Annotated in this window: 13 protein-coding genes; 6 read left to right on the forward strand and 7 right to left on the reverse strand. The window is 73.0% G+C overall.

The window, feature by feature from the left end; translation table 11 throughout:
• Positions 1-132: 132 nt before the first annotated feature.
• Positions 133-1,950: a 2-isopropylmalate synthase gene (gene leuA / locus DEU31_RS08415; protein WP_133676804.1), complete on the forward strand. Its 1,818-nt coding sequence runs from the start codon at positions 133-135 to the stop codon at positions 1,948-1,950.
• Positions 1,951-2,145: 195 nt separating this feature from the next.
• On the opposite strand, the gene DEU31_RS08420 is transcribed toward leuA, so the two are convergent.
• Positions 2,146-3,192: an EamA family transporter gene (locus DEU31_RS08420; protein WP_133676805.1), complete on the reverse strand. Its 1,047-nt coding sequence runs from the start codon at positions 3,190-3,192 to the stop codon at positions 2,146-2,148.
• A 91-nt stretch (positions 3,193-3,283) separates the two neighbouring features.
• On the opposite strand from DEU31_RS08420, the gene DEU31_RS08425 reads away from it, so the two are divergent.
• From DEU31_RS08425 to DEU31_RS08435, 3 genes are all read left to right on the forward strand, one after another.
• Positions 3,284-4,210, forward strand: a complete 927-nt coding sequence (locus DEU31_RS08425; RefSeq protein WP_010551684.1) for a LysR family transcriptional regulator — start codon at positions 3,284-3,286, stop codon at positions 4,208-4,210.
• A gap of 113 nt (positions 4,211-4,323) precedes the next feature.
• Positions 4,324-6,579 carry a M28 family peptidase gene (locus tag DEU31_RS08430; protein WP_133676806.1) on the forward strand — a complete coding sequence of 752 codons (2,256 nt, stop codon included), beginning with the start codon at positions 4,324-4,326 and terminating at the stop codon, positions 6,577-6,579.
• A gap of 44 nt (positions 6,580-6,623) precedes the next feature.
• The gene (locus DEU31_RS08435) at positions 6,624-7,388 is read left to right on the forward strand and encodes a methyltransferase domain-containing protein (RefSeq protein ID WP_133676807.1); all 765 of its coding nucleotides are present in this window, start codon (positions 6,624-6,626) and stop codon (positions 7,386-7,388) included.
• Between the two features lie 78 nt (positions 7,389-7,466).
• Here DEU31_RS08435 and DEU31_RS08440 read toward each other — a convergent pair whose 3' ends face one another.
• Positions 7,467-8,186 (reverse strand): EcsC family protein, encoded by a 720-nt coding sequence (locus tag DEU31_RS08440; protein WP_133676808.1) that lies wholly within the window; start codon positions 8,184-8,186, stop codon positions 7,467-7,469.
• Positions 8,187-8,461: 275 nt separating this feature from the next.
• Between DEU31_RS08440 and recO the strand changes: the two genes are divergently transcribed.
• Both recO and DEU31_RS08450 read left to right on the forward strand, forming a co-directional pair.
• Positions 8,462-9,196: a DNA repair protein RecO gene (gene recO / locus DEU31_RS08445; protein WP_053915678.1), complete on the forward strand. Its 735-nt coding sequence runs from the start codon at positions 8,462-8,464 to the stop codon at positions 9,194-9,196.
• Positions 9,197-9,255: 59 nt separating this feature from the next.
• Positions 9,256-10,074 (forward strand): isoprenyl transferase, encoded by an 819-nt coding sequence (locus DEU31_RS08450; protein WP_133676809.1) that lies wholly within the window; start codon positions 9,256-9,258, stop codon positions 10,072-10,074.
• On the opposite strand, the gene DEU31_RS08455 is transcribed toward DEU31_RS08450, so the two are convergent.
• Genes DEU31_RS08455 through DEU31_RS08475 form a run of 5 tightly spaced genes read right to left on the reverse strand, consistent with a single transcriptional unit; the run spans position 10,056 to position 13,865 of the window.
• Positions 10,056-10,682 carry a VTT domain-containing protein gene (locus DEU31_RS08455; protein WP_133676810.1) on the reverse strand — a complete coding sequence of 209 codons (627 nt, stop codon included), beginning with the start codon at positions 10,680-10,682 and terminating at the stop codon, positions 10,056-10,058. The genes DEU31_RS08450 and DEU31_RS08455 overlap by 19 nt on opposite strands.
• Positions 10,679-11,125: a transcriptional repressor gene (locus DEU31_RS08460; protein WP_133676811.1), complete on the reverse strand. Its 447-nt coding sequence runs from the start codon at positions 11,123-11,125 to the stop codon at positions 10,679-10,681. Before DEU31_RS08460 ends, DEU31_RS08455 begins: the two co-directional genes overlap by 4 nt.
• A gap of 57 nt (positions 11,126-11,182) precedes the next feature.
• Positions 11,183-12,106 (reverse strand): metal ABC transporter permease, encoded by a 924-nt coding sequence (locus tag DEU31_RS08465; protein WP_133676812.1) that lies wholly within the window; start codon positions 12,104-12,106, stop codon positions 11,183-11,185.
• On the reverse strand, positions 12,103-12,879 hold the full coding sequence (locus DEU31_RS08470; protein WP_166649447.1) for a metal ABC transporter ATP-binding protein: 777 nt from the start codon (positions 12,877-12,879) through the stop codon (positions 12,103-12,105). Before DEU31_RS08470 ends, DEU31_RS08465 begins: the two co-directional genes overlap by 4 nt.
• Positions 12,876-13,865: a metal ABC transporter substrate-binding protein gene (locus tag DEU31_RS08475; protein WP_133676813.1), complete on the reverse strand. Its 990-nt coding sequence runs from the start codon at positions 13,863-13,865 to the stop codon at positions 12,876-12,878. Before DEU31_RS08475 ends, DEU31_RS08470 begins: the two co-directional genes overlap by 4 nt.
• Positions 13,866-13,957 lie beyond the last annotated feature (92 nt).

Raw genomic sequence — 13,957 nt, forward strand, 5'->3', positions numbered from 1 at the left:
GGTGCTAACGTGACCATCGTGCGTGGATCGCTGCTCCTGCTTAGACGCCGCGACGGGTCCTGAACCGCCGGGAACCTGTCGCGGCTGACGTGCTGTCCGGCGACCGGCAAACCCAGCGAGAAGGACCTGAAGATGACTGACTCCACGAGCACCGCAAACATCGCGACCGTCGCCGCCGAGGCCGACCCTGCGACCCCCGTCGTCGGCACCACGGGCGACGCGCCCCAGCAGCCCTCGGGCATGCCGACCCACAAGTACCTGCCCTTCCACGAGCAGATCCAGGTCGAGCTCCCCGACCGCACCTGGCCCACCCGCCGCATCACCCGCGCCCCCCGCTGGTGCGCGGTCGACCTGCGCGACGGCAACCAGGCCCTCATCGATCCCATGAACTCCGAGCGCAAGCTGCGCATGTTCGAGCTCCTGGTGAAGATGGGCTACAAGGAGATCGAGGTCGGCTTCCCGTCGGCCTCCAAGACGGACTACGACTTCGTGCGCACCCTCATCGAGGAGGACCGCATCCCGGAGGACGTGTCGATCCAGGTCCTCACCCAGTCCCGTGAGCACCTCATCGAGCGCACCTACCAGGCGATCTCGGGCGCCAAGCGCGCCGTCGTCCACCTCTACAACTCCACCTCGGTCGTGCAGCGCGACGTCGTCTTCCGCGCCGACGAGGACGCCGTGCTCGACATCGCCGTGCAGGGCGCGCTGCTGTGCAAGAAGTACGAGGAGACGATCCCGGACACGGCCGTCACCTACCAGTACTCCCCGGAGTCCTACACCGGCACCGAGCTCGAGTACGCCCTGCGTGTGTGCAACTCCGTCATCGACGTCATCAAGCCCACGCCGCAGAACAAGATGATCATCAACCTGCCGGCGACCGTCGAGATGGCCACCCCGAACGTCTACGCCGACTCCATCGAGTGGATGCACCGCCACCTCGATCGCCGCGACTCGATCGTCCTGTCCCTGCACCCCCACAACGACCGCGGCACCGGCGTGGCCGCCGCCGAGCTCGGCTACATGGCCGGCGCCGACCGCATCGAGGGCTGCCTGTTCGGCAACGGCGAGCGCACCGGCAACGTCGACCTCGTGACGCTGGGGCTGAACCTGTTCAGTCAGGGAGTCGACCCGCAGATCGACTTCTCCGACCTCGACGAGGTGCGCCGCACCGTCGAGCACTGCAACCAGATGCCCGTCCCCGAGCGCAGCCCCTACGGCGGCGACCTCGTGTTCACCGCCTTCTCGGGCTCCCACCAGGACGCCATCAAGAAGGGCCTGGAGCGCATGGAGGCCGACGCCGAGAAGGCCGGCAAGGCCGTCGACGACATGGTCTGGCGCGTGCCCTACCTGCCCGTGGACCCCAAGGACCTCGGCCGCTCCTACGAGGCCGTCATCCGCGTGAACTCGCAGTCCGGCAAGGGCGGCATGGCCTACCTGCTGCGCACCGAGCACGGGCTGGACCTCCCGCGCCGCCTGCAGATCGAGTTCTCCGGCATCGTCCAGCAGAGGACCGACTCCGACGGCGGCGAGGTCAGCGCCGAGGCGCTGTGGGACGTGTTCTCCGACGAGTACCTGCCGGCGAAGGACGACTCGCGTCGCTGGGGCCGCTACAGCTTCCGCGACGTGCGCCAGGAGTCCGCGGGCGACGGCGCCGACCGCATCACCGTCACCCTCGTCGTCGACGGCGAGGAGCACGAGATCACCGGCATCGGCAACGGCCCGCTGGACGGCTTCGTCAAGGCGCTGGCCGAGCGGAAGATCGACGTGCGGATCCTCGACTACGCCGAGCACGCCCTGACCGAGGGCGACGACTCCCTCGCCGCCTCCTACATCGAGTGCGAGATCGACGACCGCATCTTCTGGGGCGTCGGCATCGACGGCTCGATCACCCGCGCCTCCCTCGAGGCGATCACCTCCGCGCTGAACCGCAACGCCCGCTCCCGGGCCTGAGCGGTCCGGTGCAGGGGGCGGATGCGCCCTGCGCCGCGGCATCGGGGACGCGACCCGCACAACCGGGCGGGATGGATCCCCGATGCGGCCGACGAGATCGACGGGAGGTACCACTTCGGTGGTACCTCCCGTCGATCAACTCCGGGGGAGTGGTACGGATCGTCGATCAACCAGTGAGGTCAGCAGCGCTGCCGCTCAGCGCGTCGACGCGTCGCCGTCCTCGCGCAGGTCGTCCTCGGTGAGGATCGGCATCTCGCCGGTCAGCGTCGCATGGGTGGGCGTGGGCAGCTCCCAGCCCGGTGCCTCGTCGATCGGCTGCGGCTCCCCGGCGGGGCGGGAGCGCGCGGTGAGGGTGACGCCGGCGCTCGCGACGACCACCAACACCGCCGCCGCGACGCGGAGCGGAGTGATCTCCTGGCTCAGCAGGAGCACGCCCGCGAACAGCGCGACCACCGGCTCGAGGCTCAGCATGATGCCGAAGACGTGACGGGGCAGGCGGCGCAGCGCGGAGAGCTCAAGCGTGTACGGCAGCACGGAGGCGAGCAGCGCGGTGCCCAGCGCGATCAGCAGCAGGCGCGGCTCGGCGATGCCGGCCACGGCGCCCGGCGCGCCGAGCGGCAGCACGGCCAGGGCCCCGATCAGCATGGCGACGGCGAGGCCGTCCTGTCCGGGCACGATGCGTCCCACATGCGCGCTGGCGAGCACGTAGAGCGCCCAGAACACCGCCGCGACCAAAGCGAAGACGACGCCGAGCACGTCCAGGGAGGCCGCACCGGTGAGGGACTCGAACCCGAACAGGCTCACGCCTCCCAGCGCGAGCAGCACCCACAGCAGATCGGTGCGGCGCGTGGACAGCAGCGCGGAGAGCACGAGCGGTCCGAGGAACTCGATCGCCACCGCCGTGCCCAGCGGGATCCTGTCGATCGAGGCGTAGAAGGCTCCGTTCATGCCGCCGACCGCCACGCCGAAGGCGGCCACCCCCAGCCACTGCTGCCGCGTGAAGCGATGGATCTTCGGGCGCACGATCACGATCAGCACGGCCGCGGCGAGGCCCAGGCGCAGCGCCGTCGTGCCCCAGGAGCCGATCGCCGGGAAGAGCTGCGTGGCCAGGGCCGCTCCGAACTGGAGCGAGATGCACGAGCCGAGGATGAACAGGATCGGCGTCATCGGCACGCCGCCGGAGTGGGCGCCGCCGCCGACGCCTGCGGTCGCCGTGGTCGAGGAGGTGGAAGAGGTGGTCACGACTCCACTCTGCCCCCGCTGTCCTGTCGGGTCCAGCGAATGTTCTCGACGTGTACCGTGAAGCAGACATGGCCGATCGGGAAGGATGCTCATGCTGAACCTGCACCGGCTCTTCCTCCTGCGGGAACTGCGCAGGCTGGAGACGATGTCGGCGATCGCACGGGAGCATTCGATGTCGCCGTCGGCCGTCTCGCAGCAGCTGTCCCAGCTGGAGAGGGAGTCCAAGGTCACCCTGTTCGAGCAGGCCGGACGCCGCGTCGTCCTCACAGACGCCGGCGCCCGGCTGGCCCGTCGGGCCGAGGAGATGCTGGGACTGATGGAGACGGCGGAGGCCGAGCTCGTCAGCGCCCAGGGCGAGGCTGGGGGAGTGCTCCGGGTCGCCTCCTTCCAGACGCCGCTGATCGCGCTCGCGCCCGTGGCGGTGAGCGTGCTGGAGCAGCGTCACCCCGACCTGCGGATCGAGATCGCCCAGCGCGAGGTCGAGGAGGCCTACGAGGGGCTGCTCGCGCACCGGTTCGAGGTGATCCTCGGCGAGGACTATCCCGGCGGCCAGCAGGTCGTCCGTCGCGGCACCGACCGGGAGGACCTCCTGCAGGACCCGCTGCTGCTGGTGCTGCCCGACCACGGTCCCGCCTCCGGGGCGCGACGCCTGCAGGACCTCGCCGAGATGCCCTGGGCGCTCGACCCGGAGGACACCCGCACCGGGGCGTGGGAGCGCACCTACCTCCGCTCGGCGGGGATCGAGCCGTGGGTCCGCTTCGACACCCCCGATCCGCTCCTGCAGGTGCACCTGGTCCGCTCCGGCCATGCCGCGGCTTTCGTGCCCGGTCTGATCGCCGCCGAGCACCTCGGCGGTACCCGGGTGCTGCGGCTGCCCGGCGACCCCCACCGGGGCCTCTACACCGCGGCGCGCGCGGGGGCGCGCGAGCATCCCTCCCTGCTCGCCTTCCGGGCCGCGCTGCTCGAGGCGGCCGACGCGCTCGGCGACCTCCCCGGACTGGAGCGTCTCGGGTCCTGAGCGTCGGGCGGGAGGCACGCTGCTCGCCGCACCGTCGCCCCGCCGCTCCTCCCTTCGGCGGATACAAACCTGAACGACTTCCGTCATCGTCCTCGGCCGCGTAGACAGGACCCATGTCGAGCACCCTGGACGACGACGTCACCCCAGATCCTTCCCCGCCCGGCCGCGGGAGCGGCCCCCGATCGGCGGGGCCGATCCTGCTGCTCGTGCTGCTGCTGGCGGTCGTCGGCGGCCTCCTCTCCCGCGGCACCAGCGCACCGCAGCCGGCGACCGCCCCGGACGAGGTGTTCAGCGCCGAGCGCGCCGCCGCGGCCGCCGCTCCGCTGGTGCAGGAGCCGCGCCCGGTGGGGACGGAGGCCAACGCCGCCGCCCACGACCACCTCGCCGAGCAGCTCGCCGGGGCGGGCTTCGAGGTCACCTCCTCGGAGGGGATCGGCCGACGCGCAGCGGAGGGCACCGGCTCGGCGGGATACGTGCGCAACCTCGTCGCGACCCGCCCCGGCAGCGACCCGACGGGCACCCTCGTGCTGGCCACGCACATCGACTCCGTCCCCCACGCGCCCGGCGCCGCGGACGCGGGGGTCGGACTCGCGGTGATCCTCGAGACGGTGCGGGCGCTCGGTCCCGAGGCGCTGCGCAACGACCTGGTGATCCTGCTGGTCGACGGGGAGGAGACCGGCCTGCTCGGCGCGCAGGCGTACGTCGACGGGGCCGGTGAGGAGCTGAGGGAGCCGGTGGTCGTCGTCAACCACGAGGCGCGCGGCATCTCCGGCAGGCCCCTCGTGGCCCGCACCGCCGGTCCCATGCACGGGACGCTCCCGGTGATGCCCCGTCCCGAGTACGAATCGTTCACCGATGCGCTGTTCGGGGTCATCCCCAACGACACCGACTTCACGGTCTACCGCGACGAGGGAGGCTGGTGGGGACTGGACGTCGCCCTGATCGGCGAGGCGTGGGCGTATCACAGCCCTCAGGACGACGCCGAGCACCTCGATCCCGGCTCGCTCCAGCACTTCGGCGAGCTGACCCTCTCCCTCACGAGGGAGCTCGGCGCGCAGGACCTCGCCGCGCTCGAGGACGCGGGCGAGGACCGCCCGGTGCAGACGACCATGCCGTGGGGGATCCTCGTGATGCCGCCCTGGCTCGTGCAGGGCCTCGGCCTCGCCGCTCCGCTCGCCCTCGCGGCGACGGCGGCCGTGCTGCGCCGACGCGGACGGCTCACCCTGCTCGGCACCTCCTTCGGCGCGCTCCTCGCCCTGCTCGCGATCGCCCTCGCGGGCGCCGCCGGATACGGACTGTGGAGCGCCACCGCGGCCGCGAGCCCCGACATCCTCTCGCAGACGATGAAGGAGCCGGTGGTGGCGCTGCCCTTCCTCGGCGCGGAGCTGCTCGCCGGCGCCACGGTGATGGCGGCGGCCTGGCTGCTCGGTCGCCTCCTGATAGGTCGGGACGCGCTGCTGGCCGGGACGGGGATGCTCGCGCTGCTGCTGATCGCGGCGGTCGCCGTGCTCTGGCCGGCCTTCGCGAGCTCCATGGTGCTCCCGGCCGCTGCGGCGGGCATCGGCATCCTGCTCGGCACGCTGCTTCCCCCGGTCCCCTCGCTCGTGGTGAGGGCGGCCGCCCTGCTGCCGACGGGATGGCTCGTGGGCACCCAGGTCCATGCCCTCGGCGAGTTCGGGATCGCCTCCTCGGTCGGAGCGCTCGCCGCGACCACCGCGCTGGCCCTCGCCGCCGCCGCGCCGCTGCTGATCGCGCCGCAGGGGGAGGCCTCGGGCACCGCGCGGCGGCCGCACCGGCTCCTGATCCCCGTGCTGCCGGCGGTCCTCGCCATCGGCCTCGCGATCGGCGGCATCGCGCTCACCCGCGCCGCGGGCGAGCCCGTGCAGGAGCGGGTGGTCGCCGCCGTCGACGCGGAGACCGGGCACACGCGCTGGGAGAGCGACGGCGTGACCGAGTGGGGCCGGTCCCTCGACGGCACCGAGGGCACCTCGGTGGTCGAGGGGCCGCAGGTCGAGGTGGAGCCCGCAGGGGAGGGGACGACCAGCACACGGATCCGTCTGACCTCGGCGCGGCCCGGAGCCGAGTTCCGCATGGAGCTCGCGGAGGGAGAGTTCTCCGGGGTCACCGTCGACGGGGAGCCGCTGAGCGACGACGGCTCCGCGGGCGCGCAGGGCCTGCGCACCCTCCGGATCGTCGGGGTCCCCGCGGGCCACGAGGTCGTGATCGAGGCCGAGGTGCCCGACGGAGCGAGCGTGGAGGTGGTCGAGACCGTCTACTCGCCGGCACTGGCCGACGGCTGGGTGACGCCGGGGCCCGGTGTCTCCCTGGTGCAGCCGAGAGTGGAGATCTCGCGGACCGTCACCCCCTGAGCTGATATCTTGACGTCAAGATATATGTCGAGGGAAGGATCCCGATGGCCCACACCTGGAGCCCCGAGCAGTACCTCCGCTACGGCGACGAGCGCGCCCGGCCCTTCCTCGACCTCACCGCCCGCCTCGGCGCCGGGTCGCCGCGGCGAGTGGTCGACCTCGGCGCCGGCCCGGGCACGCTGACGCGACTGCTCGCCGAGCGCTGGCCGGAGGCGGAGGTGCTCGCCGTCGACTCGAGCCCCGAGATGATCGCCCGCGCCGCCGAGATCCCGGGCCTCACCGCCGTGCACGCGGACCTGCGCACCTGGAAGCCGCCCGGCGAGGTCGACGTGCTGGTCAGCAACGCCGCGCTGCAGTGGGTAGACGGGCACCTGGAGCTGCTGCCGCGCCTGGCGGGGATGCTCGCACCGGGCGGCCGGCTGGCGATGCAGGTGCCGGGCAACTTCGAGGAGCCCAGCCACACGATCCGACGCGAGCTCGCCGCCGAGGAGCCCTTCGCGCCGCACGTGCAGGGCATCGCCTCACCCTCCTCGCACGACGCCGCGACCTACCTGCGGGCACTGCAGCACGCGGGCCTCGAGGTCGACGCCTGGGAGACCACCTACCTCCATGTCCTCCACGGCCCGGACCCCGTCTTCGACTGGGTCGCCGGCACCGGCGCGCGCCCCACCCTGCAGGCGCTGCCCGAGGACCTCCGGCCGCGCTTCGAGGAGGAGTTCAAGGCCCGGCTGCGCCGCGCGTATCCGGACGACGGACGCGGCGTGGTGCTGCCCTTCCGCCGCGTCTTCGCCGTCGGCCGCCGGGGCTGAGCGGCGGCAGACGAGCGGGCGCACCGAGCGGCCGGCCGTCGCGGCCGCGACCCCGCCGGCGCGCGGCCACGACTCGGCTCAGCCGACCTGCGGGAAGCCCTTCCTCGCGGCCTCAGCGATCCGGTTCAGCTGCTTGCGGTCCGAGAGCGCGCCGAGCACGCCGCCGAGGCCCGGGATCGCCTTGCCGAACAGGCGCGCCGAGCGCAGGCCGAAGCGCCGGATGAGCCGACCGCCGACCGCGGAGACCACGGCCGAGTGCGGGGACGCGGGGAGCCTCCCCGCCACCCCGCGGGCGGCAGCGCCGGCGACAGGGCTCAGGCCGATGTTCCTCAGCACGTCCCCGGACTCCTCGCCGAGCAGCGTCGCGAGCACCCGCACGCGCACCTCCTCGTCGTCCAGGTCGTAGCCGCGCACGACGGCGATCGCGCCGACCATGCGGGTGGCCTGGATGTAGAACTCCATCACGTTGGTGGGCAGCAGGACCGGCAGGGTCACCACGCCCCCGAGCCCGGTGAGGAAGCCGCCGGCGGTGACGCCCCGGCGGTGCCTGCGGACGATCCGGCGCACCGCCTTCTCCGGCCGCTTCCGGGCCCGGCCGCGCTGCGCCTTCCTCGCGACGTCGGCGGCGGAGGAATAGGCGAGCTTCCCGTCCAGCCCGATGTCGCGGACGGTGTCGATCATGCGCTGCACGGCGCCGTTCGGGCTCGCCTCCGCCTTCTCGGTGCGGGCCTCGCGCATCGCGTCGCGGGCGGTGCTCTTCGCGGTGTCGTCGCGGCGCAGCATGCCGAAGATCCCCATGGGCGTCCTCCTGGTCGTCGGTGTCCGGCGGTCGGTGCCGCGCCCGCGGCGGGTGCGGCACGAGGCCCATCATGCCGTGCCGCGACTGCCCGGGCGTGCCGGCGGACCACATGGTGGGGGAGTCCGACGGGCGCGGGCCACGGGGTGGCCCCGCCCGGCGAGAGCGCGGCGCCGTCCGGTGAGAGCTCCGCGCGGCCCGGCGTGAGCGAGGTCCCGTCCGCCTCGGCCGTCGCCTCCGCGAATGCGTCGTGCCCGCGGCGTAGTCTCGGAGCACCATGGCCAGCAAGCTCTACCGTGACGATGCGATCGTCCTGCGCACCCACCCGCTGGGCGAGGCGGACCGCATCATCACGCTGCTCACGCGGCGGCACGGCAAGGTCCGCGCCGTCGCCAAGGGCGTGCGCCGCACCGGCAGCCGCTTCGGCGCGCGGCTGGAGCCGTTCACGCTGGTCGACGTGCAGCTGCACGCCGGGCGGAACCTCCACACCGTCACCCAGGTCGTCACGATCGAGGCCTTCGCCGTCGGCATCACCGCGGACTACTCCCGCTTCGCCGCCGCCAGCGCCATGCTCGAGACCACCGACCGCCTCACCGACGAGATGGTCGATCCCAACCAGCGCGGATTCCTCATGCTCGTCGGCGCGCTGCGCGCCATGGCCGAGGGCCGCATCGCCCCGCCGCTCGTGCTCGACTCCTTCCTGCTGCGCACCCTGGCCGTCTCCGGCTGGGCGCCCGAGCTGCGCGTGTGCGCCTCCTGCGGGGCCGACGGCCCCCACCACGCCTTCGACGTGCGTGCGGGTGGCCTGGTCTGCACACCCTGCCGTCGGCCGGGCGCCATCGCGGTGCGCCAGTCCACGATCGAGCACATGATCTTCCTGCTCGCCGGGGACTGGGAGAATGTGACCGATGCGGAGGAGACCGTGCAGCAGGAGGCGGGTCGCCTCATCGCGGACACGGTGACCTGGCATCTCGAGCGCTCGGTCCGCTCCCTGCACTACGTCGAACGCTGATCCCCATCCCGGGCGGGTCCACGGCCCGCACGATCCCGCACGATCCAGGAGGACCCCGAATGCCCGGTGCATCCCGTCACGGGTACCAGGAGCCGTTCGCCCATCCCAGCGGCGCACTGCCCCCGCAGCTGCCGGCCCCCACGATCCCTCGCCATGTCGCGGTGGTGATGGACGGCAACGGCCGCTGGGCGAACCGTCAGGGCCTGCCCCGCACGGCAGGGCACGAGGCCGGGGAGGCGGCGCTGCTGGACGTCGTCGCCGGCGCCCTCCAGATCGGCGTGACGCACCTGAGCGCCTACGCCTTCTCCACCGAGAACTGGAAGCGGTCCCCGGAGGAGGTGCGCTTCCTGATGGGCTTCTCCCGCTCCGTGCTGCGCCGCCAGCGCGACACCCTGGACTCCTGGGGCGTGCGGATCGTGTGGATCGGCCGTGAGCAGCGCCTCTGGGGCTCGGTGATCCGGGAGCTCAAGGAGGCCGAGGAGCGTACCCGCGACAACACCCGCATGACGCTGTACATGTGCGTGAACTACGGCGGTCGCGCCGAGATCGTCGACGCGGTGCGCGAGATCGCCGAGGAGGCGCGGGCAGGGCGGCTCAAGGGCTCCGGGATCAGCGAGAAGACGATCCAGCGCCATCTCGTCGACCCCGACATGCCCGAGGTGGACCTGTTCCTGCGCACCAGCGGCGAGCAGCGCACCTCCAACTTCCTGCTCTGGCAGGCCGCCTACGCCGAGCTCGTGTTCGTCCCCGAGCTGTGGCCCGACGTGGACCGCCGCGTGCTGTGGCGGGCGATCACGGAGTACGCGCGGCGCGATCGGCGCTACGGGGGAGCGGTCGACGCCCCCGATGCGTCGGAGGCTCAGTCCGCAGGGCTCTGAGCGACCCGCTCGGCCGCGGCGGTCTTCGCGGGCCGAGCCGGAGCGGAGACCGGCTCCGTCGCAGTCGGCCGGTCGCCCTCGGCCTCGGGCGAGGCCTCGGTCCCGACCTCGCTCTCGGCGAGGGTCGCGAGCAGGGCGGCCCGGGCGCCCGTGCGGCGACGGTGGTGCAGCACGAGGGCCACCAGCAGCACCAGCAGGGCGAGCACGGCGACGGCGCCGGCGGGGGAGACGAGGAACAGCTCGAACCAGCCCGCCACGGCCACCAGGCCGACGGTCGCGTAGATGATCGCCCAGGCCAGGCCGCCGACGGCGAGGGCGGGCAGGTAGCGGCGGGCAGGCATGGCGGTCAGGCCCGCGGCGGCGTTCGCGGCGGTCTGGAAGCCGACGGTCAGGAAGCTCAGCGCCACGACCCAGGCACCCCAGCGGTTGACGAGCTCGGTCGCGCGCTGCACGGAGGTCGACTCCAGCAGCTTCTTCACCCGGCCGCGGTTCGCGGCCTTCCGCGCCCCGCGGCCGACGAGATAGGTGCCGCCGGCGCGCGCCCAGATGACCACGTACAGGAACGCGATCGCCGGCAGTAGCGGCAGCGACTGGACCCAGTCCATCATCGCGCGGCCGCCTCGTCCTCCGGCTCCTCGGGATCGTCCTCGTGCTCCGAGGGCTCGGCGGTGCTCGAGTGCTCCTCGCACAGCCCGAAGACCTCGAGGGTGTGGTCCACCTCGGTGAAGCCGTGCTCGCGGGCGATCGCCGTCATGGACGCCTCGAGCCTCGGGGCGAGGAACTCGACGGTGCGGCCGCACTCCCGGCACACCAGGTGATGGTGGTGGCCGGTGTCCTCGCACTGCCGGTAGAGGGACTCCCCGTCCCCCGCCACGAGCACGTCCAGCCGCCCGGCGCGGGAGAGCGCCTGCAGGTTGCGGTACACGGTGGCGAGGCCGACGGTCTCGCCGTCGGCCCGCATCTGCTCGTGGATCTGCTGGGCGCTGCGGAAGTCCACCTGCCGGGAGAGCGTCTCCAGGATCGCGGCGCGCTGGCGGGTGTTCCTCTGCATGCCCTCATTGTCCCCCACCTGGTGCGGGACCTCCATCTCTGGTGGGAGGGACCACCATCACCGCTGAGAGGGACCACGCGCCGCCACCGGGGCGGCGTCCGCGGCCGTGGGCCCGGGGCCGCCGGCCGGCCGGCTGCGGCGTGCCGCGAGCAGCGAGCGGACGACGAGCGCGGCCACGTACACCGCGATCGTCAGCAGCACGATCACGCCGCCCGGCGGGAGGTCGACGTAGACCGTGATCACCAGGCCGCCGACGGCGCACAGCACCGCGATGACCATGGCGGTGCGCATCGTGCGGGCGAAGCCGACCACCAGATGCTGCGCGGCCGCGACCGGCACGATCATCAGCGCCGAGACCATCAGGGCGCCCACGATCCGCATCGACAGCGTCACCGTCAGCGCCGCCATCACGGCGATGAGGACGTTGACGGTCCGCACCGGCAGCCCCGCGGCGCGGGCGAACTCGTCGTCGGCCGTGACGGCCGCGAGCAGACCGGAGAGCCCCACCCCGATCGCGAGCACGACCACGGCGAGCACGAGCGCGATCACGGTGTCCAGCCGGGTCACGGTCGAGAGGGAGCCGAAGAGATAGCCCATCAGGTTCTGGGAGGTGCCGCCGGCGAGCTGGATGATGACCACGCCGCCGGCGATGCCGCCGTAGAAGAGGATCGCCAGCGCCACGTCGCGGCTGGTGTGGCTGATCTCGCGCACGTACTCGATCAGCACGGCGCCGATCACGGAGGCGGCCAGCGCCCCCGGGATCGCGAGCAGGTCCGCGGGGGTCGCGGCGAGCCAGGCGCCGACCAGCCAGCCGACGGCCACGCCCGTCAGCGCGACGTGCCCGAGGCCGTCGCCGAGCAGGGAGAGCCGCTTCTGCACCAGATAGGTGCCGACCACCGGGGCGGTGAGCCCGATGAGCACTGCGATGATCAGCGGGTAGCGCAGCAGGTCGGAGGTGAGGATGTCCAGCATCGAGATCATGCGGGGTGGATCTCCTGTCCCAGGCATTCGTCGAGCGGGGCGGCGTCCTCGGGGTGTCCGTGCCCGGGGTCCAGGTGCGGGCGCTCGCTCACGGGGCCGTCGTGGACCATGCGGCCGTGGTCCAGGACCACGGCGCGGCTGATGTCGTCGGTCAGCGGACCGGTCTCGTGCAGGACCACGAGCAGGGTGGTGCCGCGGGCGGAGAGCTCCCGGAAGAGCTCGGCGATCAGCTGCTGGGTGGGGACGTCCACCCCGGAGAACGGCTCGTCGAGCACGAGCAGCTCGGGATCGCGCACCAGGGCCCGGGCGATCATCACGCGTCGGCGCTGCCCGCCGGACATGCGGGTGATCGGCCGGCCGGCGAGGTCCGCCATCCCGACCGCCTCGAGCGCGGCGTCGACCCGGGGGTCGCGGGCGCTCGGCCACCAGCGGCGGGCGCTGAGCAGGCCGCTGGCGACGGTCTCCCGCGCGGTGGCCGGGATCGAGCCGGTCTCGGCCGACTCCTGGGGGACGTAGCCGAGGCCGTCGTGGGCGCGGCCCTGGGAGACCGGGCGGCCCAGCAGGTGCGCCGTGCCGCTCTCGAGCGGCAGCACCCCGACCGCGGCGCGCAGCAGGGTCGACTTGCCCGAGCCGTTCGCGCCGAGCAGCGCGACGAGCTCGCCGCGCTCGATGCTCAGGTCGATGTCGTGCAGGACCCGCTGGCCGGCGCGGGAGACGCTCGCGCCGACGATCTCGACGACCGGTCCGTCCCCGGCTCCGTCCCCGGCGCTCACGCCCAGCTCTCCGCGAGGGCGGTGCAGTTGCTTCTCATGACGGCAGGGTAGTCCGCCTCCGGGGACTGCTGGGTCTCGAGGTTGTCCAGCTCGGCGCTGTCGATGCCGAGGTTGTCGGCGAGGGTCTGGGCGACCTTCGGCGAGGCGGTCGCCTCGAAGAAGATCGTGGTGACCTCCTCGTCGCGGACCACGGTCTCGAGGGCGAGCAGCCGCTGCGGGGACGGCTCGGTCTCCGGGTCGATCCCGGAGATCCCCACCTGGTGCAGGTCGTAGCGGTCGGCGAGATAGGTGTAGGCGGCGTGGCTGGTGATGAAGGTGCGTCGCTCGTCGGTCACCTCCTCGAAGGCGGAGGTCAGCTCGGCGTCGAGCTGCTCGAGCTCCTCGCGCACCGTGGCCGCGGCGGAGGTGAACTCCTCGGCGTGCTCGGGGGAGAGCTCGCCCAGGCGCGCGGCGATCGCGTCGCCCAGATCCGCCATCCGCAGCGGGTCGTGCCAGAAGTGGGGGTCGTTCGGGCCGTGGTCGTGGCCCTCGTGGGAGTCGCCCTCCTCGGCGTGCTCGGCGTGCTCCTCCTCGCTCTCCCCGGCGTGCCCCTCCTTTGCGCTGCCGGCATCGGCGGGCAGGAGCGTGATCACGGAGGAGACGTCGAGCACGTTGTCGCCGTCCTGGGAGGCGATGGCGTCGTCGAGCGCGGTCTGGAAGCCGGGGATCTGCAGCACCAGGTCGGCCTCTTCGACGAGCATGGTCTGCTTCACGGACAGCTCGAGGCCGTGGGCGTCGGCCCCCGGTGTGGTGAGGTCCGTGAGGGCGACGTGCTCGCCGCCGATCCGTGTGACCAGGAAGCTCAGCGCGTAGGCCGAGGTGACGACCGACAGGCCGTCTCCGTCGGCGGCCGTGCCCTCCCCGCAGGCGGCCAGGAGCGCCGCACCGGCGCCGAGGCCGAGGGCGGACAGGAGGGTGCGGCGGCGAAGGGGAGAGGCATGCGACATGACAATCATTCTCACCAATGGGTGTGCCGGGGTGCAAGTCGGGAGGCCGTGCGGAGCCGGTGCTCGTGGGGACGCTCACACGTGAGCGGCGT

This window comes from Brachybacterium sp. AG952, from assembly GCF_004362645.1.
GTDB classification, from domain to species: domain Bacteria; phylum Actinomycetota; class Actinomycetes; order Actinomycetales; family Dermabacteraceae; genus Brachybacterium; species Brachybacterium conglomeratum.